At 69.3% G+C, this 18,549-nt stretch carries 19 protein-coding genes; 11 read left to right on the top strand and 8 right to left on the bottom strand.

What is annotated here, in order from left to right; translation table 11 throughout:
* The first annotated feature begins 194 nt into the window (after positions 1-194).
* From Q0863_RS06220 to Q0863_RS06175, 10 genes are all read left to right on the top strand, one after another.
* Positions 195-758 carry a hypothetical protein gene (locus Q0863_RS06220; protein ID WP_298576473.1) on the top strand — a complete coding sequence of 188 codons (564 nt, stop codon included), beginning with the start codon at positions 195-197 and terminating at the stop codon, positions 756-758.
* 33 nt (positions 759-791) lie between these two features.
* On the top strand, positions 792-1,589 hold the full coding sequence (gene atpB / locus Q0863_RS06215) for a F0F1 ATP synthase subunit A (RefSeq protein WP_298576472.1): 798 nt from the start codon (positions 792-794) through the stop codon (positions 1,587-1,589).
* A gap of 64 nt (positions 1,590-1,653) precedes the next feature.
* Complete coding sequence (gene atpE / locus Q0863_RS06210; RefSeq protein WP_013534007.1) at positions 1,654-1,935, top strand: F0F1 ATP synthase subunit C; 282 nt, start codon at positions 1,654-1,656, stop codon at positions 1,933-1,935.
* Between the two features lie 116 nt (positions 1,936-2,051).
* On the top strand, positions 2,052-2,522 hold the full coding sequence (locus tag Q0863_RS06205; protein ID WP_298576466.1) for a F0F1 ATP synthase subunit B: 471 nt from the start codon (positions 2,052-2,054) through the stop codon (positions 2,520-2,522).
* A 4-nt stretch (positions 2,523-2,526) separates the two neighbouring features.
* On the top strand, positions 2,527-3,054 hold the full coding sequence (locus tag Q0863_RS06200) for a F0F1 ATP synthase subunit delta (RefSeq protein ID WP_298576464.1): 528 nt from the start codon (positions 2,527-2,529) through the stop codon (positions 3,052-3,054).
* A 139-nt stretch (positions 3,055-3,193) separates the two neighbouring features.
* On the top strand, positions 3,194-4,759 hold the full coding sequence (atpA, locus tag Q0863_RS06195; protein WP_298576462.1) for a F0F1 ATP synthase subunit alpha: 1,566 nt from the start codon (positions 3,194-3,196) through the stop codon (positions 4,757-4,759).
* 127 nt (positions 4,760-4,886) lie between these two features.
* Positions 4,887-5,750 carry a F0F1 ATP synthase subunit gamma gene (gene atpG, locus Q0863_RS06190; RefSeq protein WP_298576461.1) on the top strand — a complete coding sequence of 288 codons (864 nt, stop codon included), beginning with the start codon at positions 4,887-4,889 and terminating at the stop codon, positions 5,748-5,750.
* A 147-nt stretch (positions 5,751-5,897) separates the two neighbouring features.
* On the top strand, positions 5,898-7,301 hold the full coding sequence (gene atpD, locus Q0863_RS06185; RefSeq protein WP_298576459.1) for a F0F1 ATP synthase subunit beta: 1,404 nt from the start codon (positions 5,898-5,900) through the stop codon (positions 7,299-7,301).
* Between the two features lie 151 nt (positions 7,302-7,452).
* On the top strand, positions 7,453-7,875 hold the full coding sequence (locus tag Q0863_RS06180) for a F0F1 ATP synthase subunit epsilon (RefSeq protein WP_298576457.1): 423 nt from the start codon (positions 7,453-7,455) through the stop codon (positions 7,873-7,875).
* A gap of 221 nt (positions 7,876-8,096) precedes the next feature.
* Positions 8,097-9,260 (top strand): P1 family peptidase, encoded by a 1,164-nt coding sequence (locus tag Q0863_RS06175; protein WP_298576456.1) that lies wholly within the window; start codon positions 8,097-8,099, stop codon positions 9,258-9,260.
* Between the two features lie 15 nt (positions 9,261-9,275).
* On the opposite strand, the gene Q0863_RS06170 is transcribed toward Q0863_RS06175, so the two are convergent.
* Positions 9,276-9,659, bottom strand: coding sequence for a GtrA family protein (locus Q0863_RS06170; protein WP_298576454.1), 384 nt, complete (start codon positions 9,657-9,659; stop codon positions 9,276-9,278).
* A 201-nt stretch (positions 9,660-9,860) separates the two neighbouring features.
* Between Q0863_RS06170 and glmU the strand changes: the two genes are divergently transcribed.
* Positions 9,861-11,228: a bifunctional UDP-N-acetylglucosamine diphosphorylase/glucosamine-1-phosphate N-acetyltransferase GlmU gene (gene glmU, locus Q0863_RS06165; protein ID WP_298576452.1), complete on the top strand. Its 1,368-nt coding sequence runs from the start codon at positions 9,861-9,863 to the stop codon at positions 11,226-11,228.
* A 249-nt stretch (positions 11,229-11,477) separates the two neighbouring features.
* Here the strand turns inward: glmU and Q0863_RS06160 are convergent, their stop codons facing one another.
* The 7 genes from Q0863_RS06160 to Q0863_RS06130 form a co-directional block, all read right to left on the bottom strand.
* The gene (locus tag Q0863_RS06160) at positions 11,478-12,794 is read right to left on the bottom strand and encodes an ATP-binding protein (RefSeq protein WP_298576450.1); all 1,317 of its coding nucleotides are present in this window, start codon (positions 12,792-12,794) and stop codon (positions 11,478-11,480) included.
* 196 nt (positions 12,795-12,990) lie between these two features.
* A complete protein-coding gene (locus Q0863_RS06155; RefSeq protein WP_298576448.1) occupies positions 12,991-14,334 on the bottom strand; it encodes a sigma-54 dependent transcriptional regulator in 1,344 nt (447 codons plus the stop codon).
* Positions 14,335-14,373: 39 nt separating this feature from the next.
* Entirely contained in the window at positions 14,374-14,868 is a 495-nt protein-coding gene (locus Q0863_RS06150) for a nuclear transport factor 2 family protein (protein WP_298576446.1), read from the bottom strand.
* Between the two features lie 12 nt (positions 14,869-14,880).
* Entirely contained in the window at positions 14,881-16,113 is a 1,233-nt protein-coding gene (locus tag Q0863_RS06145) for an FtsX-like permease family protein (RefSeq protein ID WP_298576444.1), read from the bottom strand.
* Between the two features lie 26 nt (positions 16,114-16,139).
* Entirely contained in the window at positions 16,140-17,441 is a 1,302-nt protein-coding gene (locus Q0863_RS06140; protein ID WP_298576442.1) for an ABC transporter permease, read from the bottom strand.
* A 63-nt stretch (positions 17,442-17,504) separates the two neighbouring features.
* On the bottom strand, positions 17,505-18,230 hold the full coding sequence (locus Q0863_RS06135) for an ABC transporter ATP-binding protein (RefSeq protein ID WP_298576440.1): 726 nt from the start codon (positions 18,228-18,230) through the stop codon (positions 17,505-17,507).
* A 108-nt stretch (positions 18,231-18,338) separates the two neighbouring features.
* A complete protein-coding gene (locus tag Q0863_RS06130) occupies positions 18,339-18,548 on the bottom strand; it encodes a hypothetical protein (protein WP_298576438.1) in 210 nt (69 codons plus the stop codon).
* Position 18,549 lies beyond the last annotated feature (1 nt).

Below are 18,549 nucleotides of genomic sequence, written 5' to 3'. Positions count from 1 at the left end.
GATCTGGGCGTCCTGCCCGTCGACGCGTGTTCGCGCGCGGACGCGGCGCGCTGGCCCGATCGGGCGCTCCCAGCTGAAAAAAGAAAGCCCCGGCAGGGCCGGGGCTCGGCGGCCCGGAGGATCGACGAGGTGATCACGGGCCTGCAGGGATGGACCGGCGGAGCCTGGACAAGTTCCCCGGCGCCGGCCCATCCATGACCCCGATCACGCTGCTGGTGACCCCGATCACGCTGCTGGCGCCCGCCGACCCGCTGCAGGCCGCATGGGACCGGGATTGTCGGGTTGTGCGATGCAACACGTTGCCGTTCAAATCCCGCCCTTGCTATAATTTTGCGGCTTTGCCGGGCCGTTTCCCTCGGCCGACCCTCCGACGACCAGAGGCACGGGCTTTGCGCGATCCCATCTCCGCTCACCGGCGCGCCCTCGCGCAGGCAGTGGTGCCGCAGGTGATCGCGACAGCCCTGGCATCGGTCGCCGCCCTGCTCACCCAGGACGGGGCGTGGTCGCTGGGAGTGGCGGCCGGCGGGGCTGCGGTCATCGCCGGAGGCTGGTTGTCCACGCGCCTGGCGCTGGGTGGCGGCGTCGGGCCGGGAACCACTGCGCTGCTGCGCCTCCTGGGCGGCATGCTGGCGAAGTGGGTGGTGGTATTCGCCGTGCTGTTGGCGGCGGTGGCAGGGGCCGGCTGGCCGCCGGTCGCGGTGTTGGCAGGCACCCTTGTCGCGCTGGTTGCCCAGATCGTGGCGCTGGCGCGGCGTTGATCCAGAGCAGTCATCAACAGGACGAGTCGAGACATGGCGGGCGAGTCGGAACTGACCCCAACCAGCTACATCCAGCACCACCTGCACAACCTGACCGCGCAGGTGGGCGAGGGCGGCTTCTTCACGATCAACGTGGACACGCTCGCCACCTCGGTGACGATGGGCCTGTTCATGGTCTTCATCTTCTGGCTGGCCACGCGCAAGGCCACCGCCGGCGTGCCCGGCAAGTGGCAGGCCTTCGTCGAGATCATGCTCGAGTTCGTCGACCGCCAGGCCCGCGACACCTACCACGGCACGAGCAAGCTGGTGACGCCGATCGCGATCACCCTGTTCTTCTGGATCCTGCTGATGAACATGCTCAAGTTCATCCCGGCGGACTTCATCGCCAAGCCGCTCGAGCTGCTTGGCGTGCCCTACTGGAAGCCGGTGCCGACCGCCGACGTGAACGCCACGCTCGGCATGTCGATCAGCGTGTTCTTCCTGATGCTGTTCTTCGCGCTGCGGTCCAAGGGCGTGGGCGGCTTCACCAAGGAATTCCTGACCGCGCCGTTCGGCAAGTGGATGATGCCGTTCAACCTGATCCTCAACATCGTCGAATGGCTGAGCAAGCCGATTTCTCTGGCGATGCGACTGTTCGGCAACATGTTCGGCGGCGAGATCGTGTTCCTGCTGATCTGGGTGCTCGGTGGCGCCGGCCTGCTGGGCCTGCTCGGCAGCGCCGTGTTCGGCTTCGGCTGGATGATCTTCCACCTGCTGGTGATCCCGCTGCAGGCCTTCATCTTCATGATGCTGTCGATCGTCTACCTGAGCCTGTCGGAAGACGCGCACTAGAGTTCACGCTTTCCGTTCCACGCAATCCTTCACCCTTACCAAGCTCGTTGTTTCGGAGAAAACCATGGAAACCGCACTGACCGCCCTCGCTTCCGTCCAGGCTTCGACCGTTCTGGCCATCGGCATCATGATCGGCCTGGCCGCGCTCGGCGCCGGTCTGGGCCTGGCCATCATGGCCGGCAAGTTCCTCGAATCGGCCGCGCGCCAGCCCGAGCTGATCCCGGTGCTGCAGGTCCGCATGTTCATCACCGCCGGCCTGATCGACGCCGCGTTCATCATCAGCGTCGCCGTCGGCCTGCTGTTCGCCTTCGCCAGCCCGTTCCTGGTGGGCGGCCTGGCCCCGTAACTGTCGGCCTTCCGAGCCGATGGCGCCTCCGGGCGGGCTTCGCGGCCCGCCTGGCGGCATGTGGGTAGCCCCGGTCGCACGACCGGTGGCGCCCTGAGTACAGGCAGAGCGCACCAATGAACCTCAATCTGACCCTAATCGCCCAGGCCCTGGCGTTCGCCGCCCTGATCTGGCTGATCGCCAGCAAGATCTGGCCGCCGCTGCTGGCGGCGATCGAAGAGCGCCAGAAGAAGATCGCCGAAGGCCTCGCGGCCGCCGACCATGCGCAGAAGAACCTCGCGCAGGCCGAGGAGCAGGTCGCCGGAGAGCTGAAGGCGGCCCGCGCCAAGGCCAACGAGATCATCGACCACGCCCACCAGCGCGCCAACCAGATCGTCGATGCGGCCAAGGCCGAGGCGCTGCTGGAAGCGGCGCGCCTGAAGGCGGCGACGCAAGGCGAGATCGAAGCGGCCACCACCCGTGCGCGCGAAGACCTGCGCCGGCAGGTGTCGTCGCTGGCGGTGGCCGGCGCCGAGAAGCTGCTGCGCCGCGAGATCGACGCCAACGCCCACAAGGCGCTGCTCGACGAGCTGGCGGCGGAGATCTGATTCCATGAGCCAGGCCCTCACGCTCGCCCGTCCCTATGCACGCGCTGCCTTCATGCTCGCGCGCGAAGCCGGTGCGCTCGCGTCCTGGTCGCAGGCGCTGGCCTTCTCGGCGCGCATCGCCGCCGATCCGCAGGCCGCGGGCATGCTCGGCCATCCTTCGCTCACGCGCGAACAGGCGGTGGCGCTGCTGTCGCCGCAGGCGCCGCTGGCCGGCTTCGGCGACTACCTGTCGCTGCTGGCCGACAACCGCCGCATCGTGCTGCTGCCGGAGATCGCCGGGCTGTTCGAGGAGCTGCGCGCGGATGCCGAACGCATCGTGCGCGCGAAGGTCACCTCGGCCATGGCGCTGCCGGAAGCCGAGCTCGACGGCATCCGGGCCGCGCTGCGCAAGCGCTTCGGCCGCGAGGTCGAGCTGGAAACGGCGGTGGACGAGTCCCTGATCGGCGGCGCGGTGATCGATGCCGGCGACGTCGTCATCGACGGCTCGCTGCGCGGCAAGCTCGCGCGCCTGCAGTCGGCGTTGGCAGGATGAAGCCGGGACTCGGGATTCGGGATTGGCGATTCGTGGAAGCAGCGCTCTCTCTTCCGAATCCCCAGTCCCGAATCCCGAATCCCGAAACGCAATCGAAGCGGTGAACCGCACGCAGCGGCCCACCTCCAAGGAAACGAAGATGGCAACCACCACGCTCAACCCGTCCGAAATCAGCGACCTCATCAAGAGCCGCATCGACAACGTCAAGCTGGCCGCGGAAGCGCGCAACGAAGGCACCGTGACCTCGGTGGCCGACGGCATCGTGCGCATCTATGGCCTGGCCGACGCGATGCAGGGCGAGATGATCGAGCTGCCCGCCGCCGAGGGCGGCACGCCCACCTACGCGCTGGCGCTGAACCTGGAGCGCGACTCGGTCGGCGCGGTGGTGCTGGGCGACTACGAGCACCTGCGCGAAGGCGACGTGGCCAAGACCACCGGCCAGATCCTGTCGGTGCCGATCGGACCGGAGCTGCTCGGCCGCGTGGTCAACGCGCTGGGCGAGCCCATCGACGGCAAGGGCCCGATCGACGCCAAGCTGTCGGCGCCGGTCGAGCGCGTCGCCCCGGGCGTGATCTGGCGCAAGTCGGTCGACCAGCCGGTGCAGACCGGCTACAAGTCGGTCGACGCGATGATCCCGATCGGCCGCGGCCAGCGCGAGCTGATCATCGGCGACCGCCAGACCGGCAAGACCGCGATGGCCATCGACGCGGTGATCAACCAGAAGGGCACGGGCATCAAGTGCGTCTACGTCGCGATCGGCCAGAAGGCCTCGACCGTGGCCAACATCGTGCGCAAGCTCGAAGAGAACGGCGCGCTGGCGCACACGGTCGTGGTCGCCGCCACGGCGTCCGAGTCGGCCGCGATGCAGTACATCTCGGCGTACTCGGGCTGCACCATGGGCGAGTACTTCATGGACCGTGGCCAGGACGCGCTGATCGTCTACGACGACCTGTCCAAGCAGGCCGTCGCCTACCGCCAGATCTCGCTGCTGCTCAAGCGCCCGCCGGGCCGCGAAGCCTACCCGGGCGACGTGTTCTACCTGCACAGCCGCCTGCTCGAGCGCGCCGCGCGCGTGTCGGCCGACTACGTCGAGAAGTTCACCAACGGCGAAGTGAAGGGCCAGACCGGCTCGCTGACCGCGCTGCCGATCATCGAGACCCAGGCCGGCGACGTGTCCGCGTTCGTGCCGACCAACGTGATCTCGATCACCGACGGCCAGATCTTCCTGGAAACCGACCTGTTCAACGCCGGCATCCGCCCGGCCGTGAACGCCGGCATCTCGGTTTCGCGCGTCGGCGGCGCGGCGCAGACCAAGATCATCAAGAAGCTCTCGGGCGGCATCCGCATCGCGCTGGCGCAGTACCGCGAGCTCGCGGCCTTCGCCCAGTTCGCCTCCGACCTGGACGACGCCACCCGCAAGCAGCTCGAGCGCGGCCAGCGCGTCACCGAACTGATGAAGCAGAAGCAGTACCAGCCGATGTCGATCGCCTACCAGGCGCTGTCGATCTACGCGGTCGACAAGGGCCACATGGACGACGTGCCGGTCGGCAAGATCCTGGCATTCGAAGAGGCGCTGCACGCGCACTTCGCCAACACCCAGGGCGCGCTGATCGACCGCATCAACGGCAGTGGTGACTGGAACGACGAGATCGAGGCGGCGTACAAGGCCGGCATCGAGGAGTTCAGGAAGACGGGCAGCTGGTAGGACCAGCTGCCGGGATTCGGGAATCGGGATTCGGGATTCGGAACAGCGGATTGGGCTGAGGAGTGCGGGCTTCGCTTTTGCGAATCCCTAATCCCGAATCCCCAATCCTGCGAGCGGAGCGAGCTAGATGGCTGGTGGAAGAGAAATCAAGACCAAGATCAAGAGCGTGCAGAACACCCGCAAGGTGACGCGCGCGCTGGAAATGGTCTCGGCCTCGAAGATCCGCAAGGCGCAGGAACGCATGCGCGCCTCGCGGCCGTACGCGCGCGCGATGAAGCAGATCATCGGCCACCTCGCGCAGGCGAACACCGAGTTCCAGCACCCGTACCTGGTCGAGCGTGGCGAGATCAGGCGCGTGGGCTACGTGATCGTCTCGTCCGACCGCGGCCTGGCCGGCGGCCTGAACAACAACCTGTTCCGCAAGCTGCTGGTCGAGATCCGGCAGTGGCAGGACAAGGGCGTCGAGGTCGACGTGGTGACCATCGGCCAGAAGGCGGCGGTGTTCTTCCGCCGGCTGAAGGTCAACATGCTCGCCAGCGTCGCGCACCTGGGCGACCAGCCCGAGGTCGAGCAGCTGGTCGGCGTGGTCCAGGTGATGCTGGAAGCCTACGACGCGGGCAAGGTCGACAAGGTGTTCCTGGTCTACAACGACTTCGTCAACACCATGACCCAGCGCGCCTCGTTCGACCAGCTGCTGCCGCTGCCGGCAGGCGAGACCTCGGTCGCGCGGCACGACTGGGACTACATCTACGAGCCCGACGCCGAAGGCGTGCTCAGCCACGTGCTGACCCGTTACGTCGAGTCGCTGGTGTACCAGGCGGTGATGGAGAACGTGGCGTCCGAGCACGCCGCACGCATGGTGGCGATGAAGTCGGCGAGCGACAACGCCACCAAGCTGATCGACACGCTGAACCTGGTCTACAACAAGGCCCGCCAGGCGGCGATCACCCAGGAAATCTCGGAAATCGTCGGCGGTGCTGCCGCCGTCTGACGACGGCGGGGGATTCGGGATTCGGGATTGGGGATTCGGGAAAGCAGCGGCTGCGCTCTTCCTAATCCCCAATCCCGAATTCCCAATCTCGAAATCCCAAGGACGATCGAATCGTCCAGACAGAATAAAGTTAACCGGAGCAACAACATGAGTCAGGGCAAGATCGTTCAGATCATCGGCGCCGTCGTCGACGTGGAATTCCCGCGCAGCGAAGTGCCGAAGGTGTACGACGCGCTGAAGGTGCAGGGCACCGCCATCACGCTCGAGGTGCAGCAGCAGCTCGGCGACGGCGTCGTGCGCACGATCGCGCTGGGCTCCACCGACGGCCTCAAGCGCAACCTCGTGGCCGAGAACACCGGTCGCGCGATCTCGGTGCCGGTCGGCCTGGGCACGCTGGGCCGCATCATGGACGTGCTGGGCCGCCCGATCGACGAGGCGGGCGAGGTCAAGGCCGACACCACGTGGGAAATCCACCGTGCCGCGCCGAGCTACGAGGACCAGTCCTCGACCACCGAGCTGCTGGAAACCGGCATCAAGGTCATCGACCTGATGTGCCCGTTCGCCAAGGGCGGCAAGGTCGGCCTGTTCGGCGGCGCCGGCGTCGGCAAGACCGTCAACATGATGGAGCTGATCAACAACATCGCGACCGAGCACTCGGGCCTGTCGGTGTTCGCCGGCGTGGGCGAGCGTACCCGCGAGGGCAACGACTTCTACCACGAGATGCAGGAGTCGGGCGTCGTCAACGTCGAAGAGCCCGAGAAGTCGAAGGTGGCGATGGTCTACGGCCAGATGAACGAGCCGCCGGGCAACCGCCTGCGCGTCGCGCTGACCGGCCTGACCATGGCCGAGTACTTCCGCGACGAAGGCCGCGACGTGCTGCTGTTCGTCGACAACATCTACCGCTACACGCTGGCCGGTACCGAAGTGTCGGCGCTGCTGGGCCGCATGCCGTCGGCGGTGGGCTACCAGCCCACGCTGGCCGAGGAAATGGGCGTCCTGCAGGAGCGCATCACCTCGACCAAGACCGGATCGATCACCTCGATCCAGGCCGTGTACGTGCCCGCGGACGACCTGACCGACCCGTCGCCGGCGACCACCTTCGCCCACCTCGACGCGACCGTCGTGCTCTCGCGCAACATCGCCTCGCTGGGTATCTACCCGGCGGTCGATCCGCTCGACTCCACCTCGCGCCAGCTCGACCCGAACGTGATCGGCCACGAGCACTACGACACCGCGCGCCGGGTGCAGTCCACGCTGCAGAAGTACAAGGAGCTCAAGGACATCATCGCGATCCTGGGCATGGACGAACTGAGCGAAGAGGACAAGCTGGCCGTCGCCCGCGCGCGCAAGATCGAGCGCTTCTTCTCGCAGCCGTTCCACGTGGCCGAGGTGTTCACCGGTTCCCCGGGCAAGTACGTCTCGCTCAAGGAAACCATCCGCGGCTTCAAGGGCATCGTCGAAGGCGAGTACGACCACCTGCCCGAGCAGGCGTTCTACATGGTCGGCAGCATCGACGAGGCGGTCGAGAAGGCGAAGAAGATTGCCGCGTAAGCGGAAATCTTCTCGGGATTCGGAATTCGGGATTAGGGATTCGGAGAAGCGGGCACCGGTTTGAGGGCGACGAGGGTCAAGCGCGGCATGTGCCGTTGCGAATCCCGAATCCCGAATCCCGAATCCCGTTTCCGAGCGTAGCGAGGAAACAATGTCTACCATCCGTTGCGACATCGTCAGCGCCGAGGCCGAGATCTTCCAGGGTGAAGCCACCCTGGTGGTCGCCACCGGCGAGATGGGCGAGCTCGGCATCGCGCCGCGCCACGCGCCGCTGATCACCCGGCTCAAGCCCGGCAAGGTCGTGGTGACCCAGCCCGACGGCAGCGTCCTGGATTTCGCCATCGGTGGCGGCATCCTCGAGGTGCAGCCGCAGGTGGTGACCATCCTGGCCGACACCGCCATCCGCGCCGACGAGATCGACGAGGCCTCCGTCAGGGCAGCCAAGGAAGAGGCCGAGCGGGTGCTGGCCGGCCGCGGCGAGGCGATGGACATCGCCGAGGCGCAGCAGAAGATGGCCGAGGTGATGGCGCAGCTGTCGGCGCTCGAGCGCCTGCGCAAGAACCTCAAGCACTGACGGGCGGCGCCCACGCCGTGCCACGGAAACGCCGGCCTCGCGCCGGCGTTTTCCGTTTGTGGCGCCGGGAGTCCGGCCCGCCACCGCAACGCGATGGGCGCGGTCATGGCGATGACGCGCGCGCTGCGGTCCGCGGGCGGTCGCACGCCGGGCGACCCGGCCGGCGGTCTGCGCGCGAGTGCGACACAATGCTCCCGTCACCGTGATCCCGGGAGTGCGCAATGGCAGACGCCCACTGGCGTTGGATCTGGCTGCTGGCCGCGGCGCTGGCGACCTGCGGGTCGGCGGGCCAGGCCCTCGCCGCGGAACGCCCGCGCGCGCGCGAGGCGGGCGTCGTGATCGGCACGCTGGCTCCCGGCCCGCGCAATGCCATCGTCGACGTCCCGGGCGTGGCGGTGGGCCACGCGACGGTGATCGAGGGCGACCGCATCCGGACCGGCGTCACCGCCATCGTGCCGCATCCTGGCGACCTGTACCGCGAGCGCGTGCCGGCGGCGATCGTGGTCGGCAACGGCTACGGCAAGCTGCTCGGCATCACCCAGGTCGATGAACTCGGTGAACTGGAGACGCCGATCCTGCTCACCGGCACGCTGGGGGTCTGGCGCGCGGCCGATGCGCTGGTGGAGTGGCAGCTGGCGCGGCCGGGAATGCAGGAGGTGCGCTCGCTCAACCCCGTGGTCGGCGAGACCAACGATGGCTACCTCAACGATATCCGTGCCCGTCCGCTGCGGCCGGAACACGTGCGCCGGGCCCTGGACACGGCCTCGGTCGACAACGTCGAGGAGGGCGCCGTCGGCGCGGGCACCGGCACGATCGCGTTCGGCTGGAAGGGCGGCATCGGCACCAGCTCGCGCCGCCTCGATCCGGCGCGGGGCGGATACACGGTCGGCGTCCTGGTGCAGAGCAACTATGGCGGACGCCTGACGATCGGTGGCGTCGCCCTCGATGCCCTGCAGCCACGGCGCGTCGCCGCGCGGGAAGCGCCGCCTGCGCGCGGAGACGGCAGCATCATGATCGTGGTCGCCACCGACGCGCCGCTCGATGCGCGCCTGTTGCGGCGCCTGGCCTCGCGCGCGCTGCTGGGCCTGGGTCGCACCGGCTCGTCGATGAGCAACGGCTCGGGCGACTACGTGATCGCCTTCTCCACCGCGGCGGGCCTGCGTGGTCCCGGCGGCGATCCGGCGCCGGGCCGGGTGGTCCTGTCCAATGACGCGATGACGCCGCTGTTCGAGGCGGTGGCCGAGGCCACGGAAGAAGCCATCGTCAACTCGCTGTTCCGGGCCCGCGACATGGATGGCCACCGCGGTGCGGTGCAGGCCCTCCCGCTCGAACGCGCGCTGCCCCTGCTCCGGCCCGAGGGCCAGGCTGCGGCGCCGCCGCGATAGCGCGGGTCCGCCGGCTCAGCGACGGTAGATCCAGTGTCGCGACAGCACGAAACCGACCAGGCCCAGTACGATCTCGACCAGCGGCTTGCCCAGCCAGGCCCATTTCAGGCCCAGCACGTCGTCGATCGCGCCGACGGCGAAGGTGCTGACGGCGGTGGTGCACAGCCACATCAGCGCGAAACGCTGGAACTGCACCCGGCCCAGCGCGGTGTCGTCGCCGGCGAAGGTGAACTTGCCGTTGAGCCAGTAGCCCAGCATCGCGCCGCTGACCCGGCCGGTGATATTGGCCGGCTCGATCATCATGCCCAGGTGCGACAGCCACACCGTCACGCCCCAGTCGAGCAGCCACTGCAGGCCGCCGATCACGAGGTAGTGCCCGCCCTGGCGCCGCAGGCTCATGGGCGAGGCTCCGCTGCGCGTGCGGTTGGACGGGGACCGGTCATGGGCGCCTAGGGTAGCGCCAGCCGGGTTAACGGACCATCGGCCGGCGGTTCCGGATCGCCACGTCGCAGGCACCGGTGGGCAGACCGGACCGCGCGCGATTCTGCGTACATGCGGGGAGCGCCTTAGAATTCCCGGTCCGGACCCGCTGGAAGCCCCATGAGCAATCCCCTGCACGTCGTGATCCTCGCCGCCGGCGAAGGCAAGCGCATGAAGTCGTCCCTGCCCAAGGTGCTGCAGAAGATCGCGGGGCGGCCGATGCTCGGGCACGTGATCGCGACCGCGCGCGCGCTCGCGCCCGCCGGCATCCACGTGGTGTACGGCCACGGCGGCGACCAGGTGCAGGCCGCGTTCGCCGACCAGGACGACCTGGTGTGGGCCGAGCAGGCGCGGCAGCTTGGCACCGGCCATGCCGTGCAGCAGGCGATGCCCGACGTGCCCGACGAGGCGCGCGTGCTGGTGATGTACGGCGACGCGCCGCTGTTCACCGTGGAGACGCTGCGGCGGCTGCTCGCGTCCGAGGGTCGCCTGGCCCTGCTCGCCACCCAGCTGGACAACCCCACCGGCTACGGCCGGATCCTGCGCGACGCACAGGGCCACGTCGCCGCCGTGGTCGAGGAGAAGGACGCCAGCGACGAGCAGCGCGCGATCGGCCTGGTCAACACCGGCGTGATCGCGGCGGACGCGACCGCGCTCAAGGACTGGCTCTCGAGACTGTCCAACGACAACGCGCAGGGCGAGTACTACCTTACCGACGTGGCCGGCATGGCCGCGGCCGACTTCACCGCGGCCGAGCTGGTGATCGTGGACGATGCGCGCGAGACCGAAGGCGCCAACGACCCCTGGCAGCTGGCGCAGCTCGAGCGCGCGTTCCAGCTGCGCGCGGTGCGGGCGCTGTGCCTGCAGGGTGCGCGCGTGGCCGATCCGGCGCGGCTCGACATCCGCGGCGAGGTGATCGTGGGCCGCGATGTGGAGATCGATGCCGACGTGGTGTTCGAAGGCCGGGTGGAGCTGGGCGACGGCGTGCGCATCGGCCCGTTCACGCGGCTCAAGGACGTGGTGCTCGGCGCGGGGACGGAGGTGCGCGCGCACTGCGATCTCGAGGGTGCGCGTGCGGAAGGGGCGGTGACCATCGGACCGTTCGCGCGCCTGCGGCCGGGCACGGTGCTGGCCGACGGCGTGCACGTGGGCAACTTCGTCGAAACCAAGAACGCACGCCTGGGCGTGGGCAGCAAGGCCAACCACCTGAGCTACCTGGGCGACGCCGAGGTGGGTGCCAAGGTGAACATCGGCGCCGGCACCATCACCTGCAACTACGATGGCGTGAACAAGTCGACCACCACGATCGGCGATGGCGCCTTCATCGGCTCCAACTCGGCGCTGGTCGCACCGGTCGCGATCGGCGAGGGCGCGACCATCGGCGCCGGCTCGGTGATCGGCATCGACGCCGCGCCGGGCAAACTCACCGTGGCCCGCGCGCGCCAGGTGACGATCGAAGGCTGGGAAAGGCCGCAGAAGAAGTCCTAGCCACTCCGCCCGGCCCTGGCCCTGTGGGAGCGGCTTCAGCCGCGAATGCCTGCAACTCGGCGGCGAATGCATGCGACTTCGGTGGTGAATGCTGATTGCCGTCGGGGCGTTCGCGGCTGAAGCCGCTCCCACGGGCGGCTCACGAGCGGCGTAATCGCGCCGCCGCCCGCGCGCCAATAACGACAGGCGTGGACGCAGGCGTTCCAGCCCGCCGCGCGTGCGGACGCGTTGGTCACCGCCGAGGCATGGTTATCTTGCGACCGGCAGCACCATCGACACGCACAGCCCGCCGCCATCGCGGTTGAGCAGGGCAATGCGCCCGCCATGGGCTTCCGCGATCTCGCGGGCCAGGGCCAGGCCCAATCCGGTGCCGCTGCGCTTGGTCGAATAGAACGGCAGCAGCGCGTTGGCCAGCACCGACTCGTTCATGCCGCTGCCGCGGTCGAGCACGTCGATGCGCCAGCCTTCCGCGGTGCGGCGCACGGCCATCGCCACTGCATCGTGCGGGGTGCCCGACTCGTGCGCGTTCTTGAGCAGGTTCAACAGTGCCTGTTCGATCTGCGCGGGGTCGAAGCGCACGATCTCGTCGGGCACCACGCCCTCGATCGCGAACTCCACCTGGCTGCGCAGCTTCTCCACGAACTGCGCCAGCGCGATCGGCTCGCCGCGTGGCGTGGGCAGCTTGGCGAAGCGGGCGTAGTCGCGCAGGAAGCCTTCCAGGTGGCGGGCACGCTCCTCGATCGTGGCCAGCGCGAGCGGCAGTTTTTCGTACTGGCCGCGACGCAGCAGCTCGGCGCCCGAATGCGCGAGCGAGGCGATCGGCGCCAGCGAGTTGTTGAGCTCGTGGCTGATCACCCGGATCACCTTCTTCCAGGTCTGCACCTCCTGGCGACGCAGCTCGGCGGTCATCTGCCGCAACAGGACCAGCTCGTGGCGGCGACCGTTGAGGCGGAACATGCGCCGCGCCAGATGGTAGATGTCCTCGTGGTCCTCGTCGCCGACGGTGAACATGCCGTCGCCGCCGCGGGCGAAGGCCTCGTTCACCGCCGCTGGCGCCTGCTGCAGCAGCGCCTCGAGCGAACGCCCCTCGAGCCGCCGGCCGTCACCCAGCATGCGCCGCGCGGCCAGGTTGCCCAGCACCACGTGCCGGCCCGGGTCCAGCAGCAGCATCGCCACCGGCGTGTTCTGCACCATGGTGTCGAGCAGCAGTTCGCGCTGCACCAGCGACAGCCGCTGTTCGCGCAGCGCCTGGCCGAGCGCGTTGTGCGCATCCACCAGTTCGATCAGGTCGCCGTAGCGGTCCCAGGTGATGCCGAAGCTGAAATCGCCGTCGCGATAGCCGGCCACGGTGCCGGCGAGCGCGCGGAACAGCGCGCGCAGCGGCACGAAGGTGCGCCAGACCACCAGGCCCATGAGCGCGCCGCTGGCCAGCGCGGCGCAGGCCGCGGCCAGCCACGGCGGCAGCCACGTCGTGAGCAGCGCGGTCAGCGCGGCGGTGGACGCGACCGCCACCAGCACCAGTGCGACCATGCGGATCGCCAGCGGCAGGACGCGGAGGATGCGCATACCTAGGGCCTTCCAACGCTTGTGACATACGCCGCTGCTCGCGCCCGCGGGAGCGGCCCGTCGGTTGGACCTCCCGTGGCCATGCGGCGCCGCATGGCTTGAGCTGACGGCCAGTCGGGCGCTGCGCCACGCAGCACCACCCGACGGCCACGGGAGATCCATGCGGCATGTGTCATTGGCATTGACAGGCCCTGTGTCAGCCGCGGGGGATGCCGTAGCGGTCCAGGCGCCGGTACAGCGCCTGCCGCGACATGCCCAGGTCCGCCGCCGCCTGCGCCATTACGCCACCGGCGCGCTGCAGCGCCGCTTCGATCATGGCGCGGTCGGGCTCGTCGCCGTGGCCGGGCGCGGTGCCGTCCGACGGCAGTGGCATCAGGCCCAGCGCGGACGCTTCGATCAGTTCGCCCGACAGCAGCGCCGCGCGCTGCACCGCGTTGCGCAGCTCGCGCACGTTGCCGGGCCAGGGGTGCTGGAGCAGCGCGCGCTCGGCGCCGGAGCCGAGCTTGCGCCCGGCAGGCAGGAAATGACGCGCCAGCGGCAGGATGTCGCGCGGCCTGCGGGCCAGCGCCGGCAGGCGCAGTTCGATGCCGTTGAGGCGGTAGTACAGGTCCTCGCGGAAGCGACCCTCGGCGATCATCGACGCCAGGTCGGCGTTGGTCGCGCTGACCACTCGCACCTTCGCGCTGCGCTCCTGGTGGCCGCCCAGGCGCTGGAAGCGGCCGGTCTCGAGCACGCGCAGCAGCTTGACCTGCCCGGCCGGCGGCAGCGTGCCGATCTCGTCCAGGAACAGGGTGCCGCCATCGGCGGCCTCGAAGCGGCCGACGCGCGCCCTGCTGCCCGCGCCGGTATAGGCGCCGGGCTCGGCGCCGAACAGCTCGGCCTCGATCAGCTCGCTGGGCAGCGCGCCGCAGTTCACCGCCACGAACGGACCGGACTTCACCGCCGAGTTGTAGTGGATGATCTCGGCGTACTTCTCCTTGCCAGCGCCGTTGGGGCCGCTGACCAGCACCGGCAGCTCCGAGCGCGCGACCTGCAGCGCCAGCGACAGCACCGTCTCGCTGGCCAGGTCGTCGTAGACCAGGCCGCGCAGGTCGTGCTGGTGCGCCATCGCCTCGCGCCGGCCGCGCTCGCCCGCGCTGCGCGCGGCGAGTTCGCGCCGCGTTTCCACCAGTTCGAGCAGGTTGTTCACCGAGGCCAGCAGCTTGTGGTCGTCCCAGGGCTTGCCGATGTAGTCGGCGGCGCCGGCCTTGACCAGGTCCACCGCCGACTCCAGCCGCGTCCACGCGGTGAGCAGGATCACCGGCATGTCGGGGTGCCGGTCGCGGATCTCGCGGAACAGCGCCACGCCCTCGTCGCCACCGGTGGTGTCGGCGTGGAAGTTCATGTCCTGGATCACCAGGTCGATGCCGCCACGCTGCAGCAGCGCCAGGCCGGCGTCCGGGGTTTCGGCGCGCTCGACATCGATCTCGTGCAGCGAGAACAGCAGTTCCAGCGCGGTGCCGACGGACGGGTTGTCGTCAATGACCAGGAGGGTGGGCATGGGGAAGCGTGGGCAGGCCTGTGCGTATCGTAGCGATTGTCAGTCCGCGGCGCGGTGGCCGTAGCTGAGCACGCGGGTGATGGTCCAGCGCCCGTCGCGCAGCCGCCAGACCATGGTGAACTCCGCCAGGCCGTCGCAGGCCTGTGTGCCGGTCGCGCAGAAGCGATGGCGACCCTGCGAGATCGCGCCGAATCCCGCCACCGGATGGACCTGCAGGCTGCCCTCGACCAGCTGCCGCGTGTAGCGGCCGCAGGCATGGCGGCGGGTGTTGTCGAGCATCGCCTCCCGCGTCCAGGTGACGCCGCCGGTGTCGTGGTAGAACTCGACGTCTTCGTCGAAGTGCGCCGCGTGGCGCGCGAGGGCGGCCGGATCGGCGCACTGGTTGAACGCTGCGAAGACTTCGGCATCGAGGCCCGCGATCGTCGCGTCCAGCGCCGCATCGGCAGGCCCGCTGCCGGCGCAGGCGCCGGCGCAGAGAAGTCCCGACAACAGGCCGGCCGTCGTTGCGCCCATGCGGGCGCGGTCACGATGCATGGTCGCCATGGTTCAGACGCTGCGCGTGGCGATGGCAGGCGGCACCGAGGCCGCGCGTCGCGCCGGGCCCAGCACCGAAGCCTGGCCGAGCAGCCACAGCGCCAGCGCGCCCAGCGGCAGGTAGTGCAGCGGCAGCCGCGCCAGCTCGTACTGGTTCATCAGCAGCTGGTTGATGCCGTAGGCGGCCAGCATGCCCAGCACGATGCCGATGGTCGCGAGCAGGAAGTTCTCGGTCTGGAAGTAGCGCAGGATCTGGCCCCTGGTCGCGCCCAGCGCGCGGCGCACGCCGATCTGCTTGGTGCGCTGCTGCACCCAGAAGCTGGCCAGGCCGACGATGCCCAGCGCGGTGATGAACAGCAGTCCCAGGCAGACGATGCCCAGCAGCCAGGCCATGGCCCTGGGCGCCTGGTAGAACTCCGCGCGCAGGGCCTGCATGGTCTTGGTGTTCTCCTCCAGCACGATGCGCTGCGGGCCGCTGGCGCGCAGGGTCTTGATCGCGGCATCGAGGATCTCGTCGCGCCGCTCGGGCGAGGTGCGGACCACGTAGTTGCCGCCGACCGCGTAGGTCGGGCGGATCGGGAAGATCATGCTGTATTCGCGGGCCTCGGGGCCGCCCTGCAGGCTCGGTCGCACCAGGTGTTCGACCACGCCGACGATGCGGGTCGGCTCGTCGCCCCAGCTGTAGAAGTTCCTGCCGACCGCGTCCTCGCCCGGGAACAGGCGTTCGGCCATCTTGCGGGTGATGACCGCGGCGGGAATGCGCACCGGCCCCTCGGCACGGTCCACGGCTTCGAACTCCAGGTACTCGTCGGGCTGGAACCAGCGGCCGGCGACCAGGCGCAGGCCCAGCGTGTCCATGAGCTGGTCCTCCGCCATGTAGACCGTCGCGACCATGTTGGACTGGGTCTGCTCGGTGCTCAGCCGCACGCCGCTGTTCCAGGACGAATTGGTGAAGGGCACCTGGTTGAGCACGGTGGCCGCGGTGACGCCGGGCATGCCGCGCAGCGCGGCCAGGTCGGTGCGGGTCTGCGCGGCGGCGTTGTCGTCGTTGCCGATGCCGGTGATCTGCACGCGCACCAGCTCGTCCTCGACCAGGCCGCTGGGCTCGTTCACGAAGGTGATGCGCTCGCCGATCATGAACAGGGCGTTGCAGATGATCGCGCAGGTCAACGCGATCTCCAGCACGATCAGGGTGGCGGCGGTCTTGTGCCGCATCAGCGTGGAGAGGATGGGACGGATTTCCATGGCGGTCTCCGGGAAGGCGGCGGGCGCTACTGCGACTTGAGCTGCAGCGCGGGAGTGACCTGCATCGCGCGCCAGGCGGGCAGGATCCCCGCGAACAGGCTGGCGACGATGGCGAGCAGGAAGGTGGTCAGCAGCATGCCCAGGTCCAGGTGGGCAAGCTCGGCGTAGCTGGCCGGCTGCTGGCGCACGGCCCATAGTCCCAGCAGCGCCAGCCCCAGGCCGAGGATGCCGCCCGCCAGTCCGATGGTGCCGGCCTCGACCAGGCACTGCTTGAAGATCTCCGCGCGCGATGCGCCCAGCGCGCGGCGCACGCCGATCTCGCTGCTGCGCCGCAGGAACTTGGCCAGCAGCAGCCCGACGGTGTTGAGCAGGCACACCAGCAGGAAGCCGAAGCCCAGCCACAGCTGCATCACCACGTCGGTGGGCACCACGCGGTTGAAGTCCAGCCACTCCATCACGCTGCGCAGGCGCACGTTGGTCGGGCGCTCGAAGCGTCCCGCCGCGCGCTGCTGCTCGGAGTAGCTGGTCAGGTAATCGTGGTAGGCCTTGCGCTTTTCCTCCGAGCCCAGCTCCACCCAGTACTGGATCCAGGCGCAGGGCACGTTGAGCGCGGTGTTGTCGCCGCGCGAATCGCCCCAGCAGTTCATGTTGCCGCTGCGGCCCATCTGCAGGTCGCGCGAGGTCGAGAACGGCAGGAACACGTCTTCAAGCTCGCCGTAGCGATCGCTGTTCATGTCGTAGAAGCGCGGGGTGGGGCGCCATTCGTCGATCACGCCGATCACGGTGAAATCGGTCTGGTCCAGGCGCAGGCGCTTGCCGACGCTGTCGCTGCCGCCGAACACGCGATCGTTGAGGTCGCTGGAGATCACCACCACCCGCGCACGCGACTCGTCGTCCTGCTGCGACCAGCCGTTGCCGTACAGGAACGGCACCTGGAACATGGGGAAGAAGTCGGTGCTGGCGTAGCGCGCGTCGGAGAGGAACGGGGTCAGGTCGGCGCGGTCGGGCGTGACCGAGACGCCGCCGCCGGTCATCATCGCCTGGCGGTCGCCGCGCTTCTCGCGCAGCAGGGTTTCCGCGTCGGTCCGGGTGACCTGTTCGTTGGGTTCGCCGCCGGGGGTGTAGCCCTGCATGCCCTCGGGATCGAGCTGCACGTAGTACAGCTGTCCGCTCTTGCCCGGGAGCGGGTCGCCGGACAGGACGCGGAACACGGTCAGCGTGGTCATGCACGCGCCGATGCCCAGCGCGATCGCCAGCACCATCAGCGCGGTGAGCACGCGGTTGCGGCGGAAGCTGCGCAGTGCGAGGTTGAAGTAGTAGCCGAACATGGAAGGCTCCGGAAGCGGGCGTCGGCCCGCGGCGGGTGAGCGGTCTGTGCCTGGAAGCAGGGCCTAGGCGGTTTCGGCTTCGGCGTGGGCCGCGTGCGGCGCGCGCCCCAGGCCCGGCTCGATCGACAGGTCGGTGGCCATGCCGTCGACGATGTGCACGTTGCGCTGGGCGCGCGCGGCCAGTTCCGGGTCGTGGGTCACCATCACGATGGTGGTGCCGCGCGAATTGATGTCCTCCAGCAGCTCCATCACGCTGCGCGCCATCTGCGAGTCGAGGTTGCCGGTCGGTTCGTCGGCCAGCAGCAGGCGCGGCGAACCGGCCAGTGCGCGCGCGATCGCCGCGCGCTGCTGCTGGCCGCCCGACAGTTCGGCCGGGTAGTGTTTCATGCGCGAGCCCAGTCCGACCTGCGACAGCGCCTCCTCGATGCGCAGCTTGCGTTCGTTGCCGGGCATGCCGCGGTAGCGCAGCGGCACCTCGCAGTTGTCGAACAGGTTGAGGTCGGGGATCAGGTTGAAGCTCTGGAAGATGAAGCCGATCTTCTCGTTGCGCAGGCGCGAGCGCTGGTTGTCGTTGAGCCCCTTGACGTCCACGCCATCGAGCCGGTACTCGCCGCCGGTGAACGTCTCCAGCAGGCCGGCGATGTTGAGGAAGGTGGTCTTGCCCGAGCCCGACGGGCCGGTGACGGCGACGAACTCGCCATCGCGCACCTGCAGGTCGAGCGAGCGCAGGGCGTGGGTTTCGACGAGTTCGGTGCGGTAGACCTTGGTGACCTGGCGCATGTCGAGCATGGTGGATTCCTTCGAAGCGCTGCTGGGAAGAGGAAGACCATCCCGCCGCCGCGTCGTGCCCGGAGAGAGTCGGGCGCGGGCGGCAGCCGGGATGAAGGCGGGGCGGACTCAGCCGACGCCGAAGCGGGCCGGCAGCTGCGAGCGCGCGACGTAGTGGCCCGGCGCCGGGCGCGTCCTGTGCTCGCCGTTGGCGGCGCGGCTTGCGCCGTCGACCGAGGCGTCGAACACGTACAGCTCGTGCAGGCGCAGCGGGACCGCATCGGTCAGCTGCTGGGCGGTCCAGTGCGGACGGGAGGGGAAGTGGGGGAAGGTGTGCATG

The sequence above is a fragment of the uncultured Luteimonas sp. genome, from assembly GCF_947492465.1.
GTDB lineage: Bacteria > Pseudomonadota > Gammaproteobacteria > Xanthomonadales > Xanthomonadaceae > Luteimonas.
This window is presented reverse-complemented; position numbering and strand designations above follow the sequence as displayed.

What these genes read in the sequence shown, in the direction of transcription:
- atpE (WP_013534007.1), top strand. Translation starts at nt 1,654, where the DNA reads ATGGAAACCGCACTGACCGCCCTCGCTTCCGTCCAGGCTTCGACCGTT.
- Q0863_RS06150 (WP_298576446.1), bottom strand. Translation starts at nt 14,868, where the DNA reads ATGCATCGTGACCGCGCCCGCATGGGCGCAACGACGGCCGGCCTGTTG.
- atpB (WP_298576472.1), top strand. Translation starts at nt 792, where the DNA reads ATGGCGGGCGAGTCGGAACTGACCCCAACCAGCTACATCCAGCACCAC.
- Q0863_RS06145 (WP_298576444.1), bottom strand. Translation starts at nt 16,113, where the DNA reads ATGGAAATCCGTCCCATCCTCTCCACGCTGATGCGGCACAAGACCGCC.
- Q0863_RS06180 (WP_298576457.1), top strand. Translation starts at nt 7,453, where the DNA reads ATGTCTACCATCCGTTGCGACATCGTCAGCGCCGAGGCCGAGATCTTC.
- Q0863_RS06220 (WP_298576473.1), top strand. Translation starts at nt 195, where the DNA reads ATGACCCCGATCACGCTGCTGGTGACCCCGATCACGCTGCTGGCGCCC.
- Q0863_RS06140 (WP_298576442.1), bottom strand. Translation starts at nt 17,441, where the DNA reads ATGTTCGGCTACTACTTCAACCTCGCACTGCGCAGCTTCCGCCGCAAC.
- Q0863_RS06175 (WP_298576456.1), top strand. Translation starts at nt 8,097, where the DNA reads ATGGCAGACGCCCACTGGCGTTGGATCTGGCTGCTGGCCGCGGCGCTG.
- glmU (WP_298576452.1), top strand. Translation starts at nt 9,861, where the DNA reads ATGAGCAATCCCCTGCACGTCGTGATCCTCGCCGCCGGCGAAGGCAAG.
- atpD (WP_298576459.1), top strand. Translation starts at nt 5,898, where the DNA reads ATGAGTCAGGGCAAGATCGTTCAGATCATCGGCGCCGTCGTCGACGTG.
- Q0863_RS06170 (WP_298576454.1), bottom strand. Translation starts at nt 9,659, where the DNA reads ATGAGCCTGCGGCGCCAGGGCGGGCACTACCTCGTGATCGGCGGCCTG.
- Q0863_RS06200 (WP_298576464.1), top strand. Translation starts at nt 2,527, where the DNA reads ATGAGCCAGGCCCTCACGCTCGCCCGTCCCTATGCACGCGCTGCCTTC.
- Q0863_RS06135 (WP_298576440.1), bottom strand. Translation starts at nt 18,230, where the DNA reads ATGCTCGACATGCGCCAGGTCACCAAGGTCTACCGCACCGAACTCGTC.
- atpA (WP_298576462.1), top strand. Translation starts at nt 3,194, where the DNA reads ATGGCAACCACCACGCTCAACCCGTCCGAAATCAGCGACCTCATCAAG.
- atpG (WP_298576461.1), top strand. Translation starts at nt 4,887, where the DNA reads ATGGCTGGTGGAAGAGAAATCAAGACCAAGATCAAGAGCGTGCAGAAC.
- Q0863_RS06160 (WP_298576450.1), bottom strand. Translation starts at nt 12,794, where the DNA reads ATGCGCATCCTCCGCGTCCTGCCGCTGGCGATCCGCATGGTCGCACTG.
- Q0863_RS06205 (WP_298576466.1), top strand. Translation starts at nt 2,052, where the DNA reads ATGAACCTCAATCTGACCCTAATCGCCCAGGCCCTGGCGTTCGCCGCC.
- Q0863_RS06130 (WP_298576438.1), bottom strand. Translation starts at nt 18,548, where the DNA reads ATGCACACCTTCCCCCACTTCCCCTCCCGTCCGCACTGGACCGCCCAG.
- Q0863_RS06155 (WP_298576448.1), bottom strand. Translation starts at nt 14,334, where the DNA reads ATGCCCACCCTCCTGGTCATTGACGACAACCCGTCCGTCGGCACCGCG.